This is a genomic window from Gemmatimonas sp. (genome assembly GCF_044345575.1).
Lineage (GTDB): Bacteria > Gemmatimonadota > Gemmatimonadetes > Gemmatimonadales > Gemmatimonadaceae > Gemmatimonas.
The window spans coordinates 1-5,845 of sequence record NZ_JBIJAW010000204.1; the positions used below are offsets into that span (position 1 = coordinate 1).

At 66.2% G+C, this 5,845-nt stretch carries 2 protein-coding genes; one reads left to right on the top strand and one right to left on the bottom strand.

Translation table 11 applies throughout. The annotated features are described in order from the left end of the window. Window positions 1–3,972, bottom strand: a 3,972-nt coding sequence (gene sprA, locus ACIQ6O_RS11635; protein WP_396207957.1) for a cell surface protein SprA, incomplete at its 3' end; no start/stop codon positions are given. 192 nt (window positions 3,973–4,164) lie between these two features. On the opposite strand from sprA, the gene ACIQ6O_RS11640 reads away from it, so the two are divergent. Next, window positions 4,165–5,845, top strand: a 1,681-nt coding sequence (locus ACIQ6O_RS11640) for an LptF/LptG family permease (RefSeq protein WP_396207958.1), incomplete at its 3' end; no start/stop codon positions are given.

Here is a 5,845-nt window from a genome sequence, read left to right on the forward strand (position 1 = left end):
AAGATTGGGTGGCGTGACGGCCGGATCGGCGCTGTACACGATGTAGCCGTCTTCGCACACCGCGTAGCGACGCACAGCGAGGCCGCGCGGCTTCCCGGAACGCTTCACGAGCTCGAGATCGGTGCCGCTGCACTGGACCGAATCGGCGCTACCCGTGAGGAACGCGTTCTCGAGCCGGGCCCGCAGCATCTGGAACTTGGTGAGATCCACCCGCACTTCCGGCAGCCAATCGCCCTGGCTCGGCCCGGCATTCACCGGCGTGCGATACATGTAGAAGTTGTGCTCGTCGCGGCCGATCTTCACGTAGCCGTTGAGCTCTCCATTGAGCCCCCAGCCATTGCCGCGCCCGCGCATCCAGAGGCGCAGCGTGCGATAGCCCATGAAGGTCTTGGTACCCTCGGGGAAGCGGAAGAACGCTTCGGCACGATCGAACGGTCGGAACTGCCGACCGGGCAGACCGGTCTGGAGGCGTAGTGCGCGCTCGTTCACCTGAATGCGCTGATTCTCGTACCCCGACTGGCGATTCTCGGGCGCCTCGATCACCCCGGGGGGCGGCGTGTAAGGAAGCGTGTTCGTGGAATCGAGCGACCCCACCACACTCGCGATCACGTAGCCGCCGAGGGCCGCACTGGAATCGCCCGCCATACCGGAGAGCGGTTCGGCGCTGCGCTTGAGCCACGGTGCACCCACGAGCCGCAGCTTGGCCAGCGCGATGCGCGAGAACTCATCGTCGGTGGCCACGCGACTCGACACCATGGTGAGCCGCATGGCGCGCATGCGTCGCTCGTTGGGACTGTTCAGCTCTTCCACCGGCGCGCGCCAGTTGAGCCGCACCTGCACCCAGCAGAGCGAGTCGGTCGTCACGCCGGCGGCGGATGAATCACGCTGCTGAAAGCACCGTCCCACGCGCGTCCAGTTACGCTTGTCGCCGAGATCGACCACGAAGCGCTTGAGTTGCTCCTGATCGGTACCGGCCGCGTCGAAGTTGAGGCGGCCGTCGAGGTCGATGTCTTCTTCGTCGAGGCGATTGTTGCGGACGGTGCAATTCGCGCGACTGTCGCCGAGTCGCTGCACGGCCTGCAGCGACTGCGTACATAACGGCACCTTGGTTTCCAGCGAGACCACCGGCGAGCCCGTCGTCCGATTCACCACCACGAGTGAATCGGCCACATCGCCCGGCAATCCTTTGTCGTTCTCGAGCGCATTGAACGCACGCGACAGCGAATCGCGCTCACTGTCGAGACGGTTGTAGCCCACGAGCCGCTTGCCGCGATACGTACTGTCGGCCGGTGCCCCGGCCACGGCAGCGCGATTCACCGTGAGGGTCTCCGGCGCGAACGCCACCGTGTTTTCGCTCAGGTCGCCGAAGTCGAAGATGAGCGTGGGGTTACGCCGCACCTTGCTCTCCTCGCTCCGCACCAGCGCGAAGAACTCGAGGTTCTCGATGCGTGACAGGTCGGCACCGCTGGCACCGAGCACGGTGCGCACCGACCGCCAGCGACGCCCGGTGGGGGTAGCGCCCACGGCGCTGTTGTCGCCCACCGTCCACGCGTACCGACGGGTGGCGGTACCAGGGACGACATCATTGATGCCGCCGGTGCGCAGCGGATAGAGTGTCATCCACAAGAGCTGTTCGGGCGGCAACACGCCATTGCCCACCACGCGCACCGCCGGATCGATCTGCTGGAGGGTGAACTGCGGAGAAGTGCCGGTGTTGTCCACGCCGTTGTTCTGCACCGCCAGCGTTGCCGCGCGCGCGAGGGAGAACACCGACGTGCCCTGCCCCGCGAGGCTCGTGCCCAGGGCCGGGCGCGATCCGAAGTACCAGGCGCTCTCGGTCAGCGGCAACACGCGTTCGGCCTCGCCTTCGAAGCTTTCGATGTAGGCCTGCCCCGCCGCATTCGCCTGCGGTTTGCTCACGGCGAACTCGCCCTGCAAGGCAATGCGGGACGCGGTGGTCGTGGGACGGAACGGCAAACGCGTGAGCAGGTTGCTCACGGCCGTCGCATCCCACTGCATGGTGGTGGTGACACCAGCCACGAGACTCCCCACCGGCTCGAAGCCCAGCGGCGGCCGGTTGAGCGCCGAGCGTTGCTGCTGCGAGATGGCGGTAAACGCAATCTGCCCGTTATCGAGAGCGAACTGCGACGCGAATCCAAGAATGGTGGTGGGGGCCACCGCGAACAGCGGATTCTCCTCGTAGCGCACGCTCACCTGGCGCGGCCGCGCGAACAGCGTATCGGGGCGCGTGAAGGTGATGATGCCGAGGTCGTAGTCGATGCTGTAGTCGCGCTCGCGCTGCAGTTCGCGCCCCTCGATCACCACACGCTCGGAGTTGGGGCGCACCTGAATGGTGGCCAGCTTGATACTCTGGCTGTTGCCACCACCCTCCGACTGGTAGCTCACCATGAGCCGGTAGATGGCCTGCGGGCGCTGCGCCGAGTAGAGGTACTCGTTGGGATAGCGATAGAGCGTGTCGTTGGCCGGATTGGCGAGCGGCTGCGCGAGACCGGCGCGCGCGAACGGCTGCACGCTCGGGAAGAAGAGGAAGTAGTCGGGGATGAGCCGCTGCTGGGTATCGCCCGAGAAGGTGGCGCGGAAGTTGGGATCGTTGGGGCGCGGCCACACGCGGTTCTCCACGTCGAACGTCGCGGAGTTGGTGGGCTGCGCAAGGCCGAACAGCTGCAGATAGGTCTGCGCGCGCGAGGCGTCCACCGGCTTTTCCTGATCGCCGGAGGTGCCGGTCACCAGCTTCACCCCGATGGAGTTGCGCACCAACTCCTCACCGCCCAGGCGATACACCGACTTGATCTCGCGAAAGAAATACGCCGGGTTGTTGGGCTGCAGCTCCGGTTCCCAGAGCAGGTTGGCGAACTGCGGTTCGGTGGTGAGCTCGATGTCTGGCGTGCCGCCGGTGTTCACGTTGCGTCCGGGCACGCCATTCACGTTCACTTCGTACGCGACGGCGAGGCGCTCGTTGTTGAGATTGAGCGGGCGCACGAGGGCAATCCAAAGCTGCGACGGATCGACGTAGTAGTCGACGTTTTCGCGCAGCACTTCGTAGATCTGCCGCGACGGATTGCGCGACCCGCGCACGGAGAACTGCGGCCCACGGGGATTCTGATTGGTGGCGCCGACGAGTTGCCGGTACACGTACAGCCGCACGGGGCGGATGGAGTCGGGGAGTTCGGCGGCGAGCTGCTGCAGTTGCCGGCGGTTGAGCAGATCGACGTTGGGATAGCCGGGGAGCTGGCGCGGGTCGATGGTGAAAAAGAACCGGCGCGTTTCGAGCTGGATGTCCTCCACCACGCGGTCCACCTGCTGCTGCGTGCGATCGCCCACGGTGAACAGGTTGTCCTTGCTCACATTGCCGCGCTGCTGGGCCACGATGGTGCTGAAGCGCATGGCCCCGAGCTGGCCGGTGGCCTGCACCCCGTAGTTGTTGGACGGGATGCCGGAGGTGAGGAAGCGCGAGGTAGGGGCCTGGAACGACACGTTCCCCACTTCGAGCGACTGGAGCCGCTCGTTCGCCCGGCCCTGGTACCGGATGCCGATGTTGTTGGACGCGTCGAACTCCCGCTGGGAGTCGTAATCGACGTTCACCGCCACCCGGTCGGCCACGACGCCGGCTGACCGCAGGTTGAACTGGAAGTCGAAAGCCGGCTGAAAGAGGCCTCGGCAGCTGTTCCCCACGATCGTGAGCTGCGCCGTGGTGCACCGCTCATTCCGGGTGCGCTGGAGCTTGGACTCCAGGCGGGCGTTGAGATCGATGGCGATGTCGCCGAAGAGGTCCTTGCCGGTGTCGGCGGGGACTTTCAGGACCGGGCCCTTCGTGGTGTCCCGGCGGGGGGCGGGGGGCTGGGCGCTGTCCCGGCGGGCGGCGGGCGGCGGGGGTTGGGTGGCGGGAGTGGTTCCGGTGCTATCCCGGGTGGGCTGGACCTGCGCCATGGCGGATGGGGCAACCATGACCATGACCGATGCCACCGCTCCACACGCCACCGCCAGCAGCCTGCGCACCGAACTCCGGTTTGGGGGTACGACCAGTGATCCCGCTGGGGCGTTCGCCCGGGGGCCGGGGTACGGTCTCGATCGAGGGGCGGCCGGAATTGCAATTGGCCGCATTCCGCCCTTGATAAAGCGGGTGGTCTTCGGGGAATTTACGTCGTGAAGCTCCTTACCCGCTATGTCATCCGCGAGCACGCGGGGCCGCTCGTTTTCGCGCTGTCGGCCCTCACGTCGCTCCTCATGCTGCAATATGTGGCGCGTCAGCTGGCCAATTTGGCCGGCAAGGGGCTCCCGTGGGCGGCGATCGGCAAGTTCTTCGTGCTGTCGCTGCCGTTCACGATTGCCATGACGCTACCGATGGCCGTGCTGGTGGCCACGCTCTATGCGTTCGGGCGCATGGCGGCGGAGCACGAGATCACCGCCTTCAAGGCCAGCGGCGTCCGGGTGCGCAGCCTCATGGCCCCGGTGCTGGTGTGCGCCTTCCTGCTCTCGCTGTTCATGGTCTGGTTCAACGACCAGCTGCTGCCGCGCACGAATCACGAACTGCGCATTCTGAACAGCGACATCGCCCGCACCAAGCCCACACTCGCCCTCAAGGAACAGGTGATGAATCCCATCACCGAGCAGTTCTTCCTGCGGGTGGCGCGCGTGGATGCGCGAACGAACCGCATGTACGACGTGACGATCTACGATCTGCGGAAGGGGCCCGAGCGTCAGACGATCTACGCCGATAGCGGAGTCTTCCTGCTGGATGCGAAGGGGGAGAACCTGCAGCTGCAGCTGAATGACGGCCACGCTCAGGAGTTCGCCCGCGGCGACCCGAAGCGACTGCAGCGCACGTTCTTCCGTGTGCAGACCGTGCAGCTGCGCGGCATCGTGCAGCAGTTCGAGGCCACCGCGGAAGACAACTACCGAGGCGACCGCGAACAGACGGTGTGCCAGATGCACCAGACCTACATGGAGAACGCGCGCGAATTCAAGCGGTTGCGCGATGAGTACATGGATCAGGCGGGGCGGCTGGCAGGCAAGGGGAAGACGATCACCGTGACGCGTGACCGCCCGGGCAAGGAGGTGCTCTCCACCTTCTACTGCGAGACGCTCGGCGCCCGCCTCGCGCAGCTCTTTCTCCCCAAGAAGGCCCGCGCGCAGACCATGCAGCCGGCGGCGCAGGATACGGCCAAACCACCGGTCACTCAGCCCGTGGTGCAACCTCCCGTTCCGGCTCCGGTGCCGCCGGTTGTCACGCCGCCGGTCACGGTGGAAGTGGACAGCGCCGCGCTCAAGGCGGCGATGCGGCGCGACAGCATCCTGCTGGACAGCATTCAGCGTGGCGTGCTCCCCGACAGTCTCAAGCCGGACAGCCTGAAGCAGAAAGACAGCACGGCCGCCGCGGCCACGGTGCTGGCCGATTCCACGTCGGTGTACGCCACGGCCATGCGCGCCGCACAGCAACAGTTGCTCGCCCAGCGCGAGGTGCTCGACGGCCTTGCCGTGGAGATCCACAAGAAGTTCGCGCTGTCGTTCGCCTGTCTCGTGTTCGTGCTCTTTGGCCCGCCCATCGCGCTGCGCTTCCCGCGCGGCGGTGTGGGGGTCACGATCGGCGTGAGCATCGTGGTCTTCGGTCTTTACTACGTGTGCCTCATGGGTGGCGAGGCGCTTGCCGACAAGGGCAAGCTCCCCGCGTTCATCGCCATGTGGATCGCCAACGTGCTTTTCTCGCTCATCGGGATCGCGCTGTTGTGGCGCGTGGAGAGCACCACCGACTCGTCACGTGGTGGCGGACTCCGGGAATGGCTGGCCGATCGTCGGGTGCGCCGGCAGCTCGCACGCGAAGCGAAGG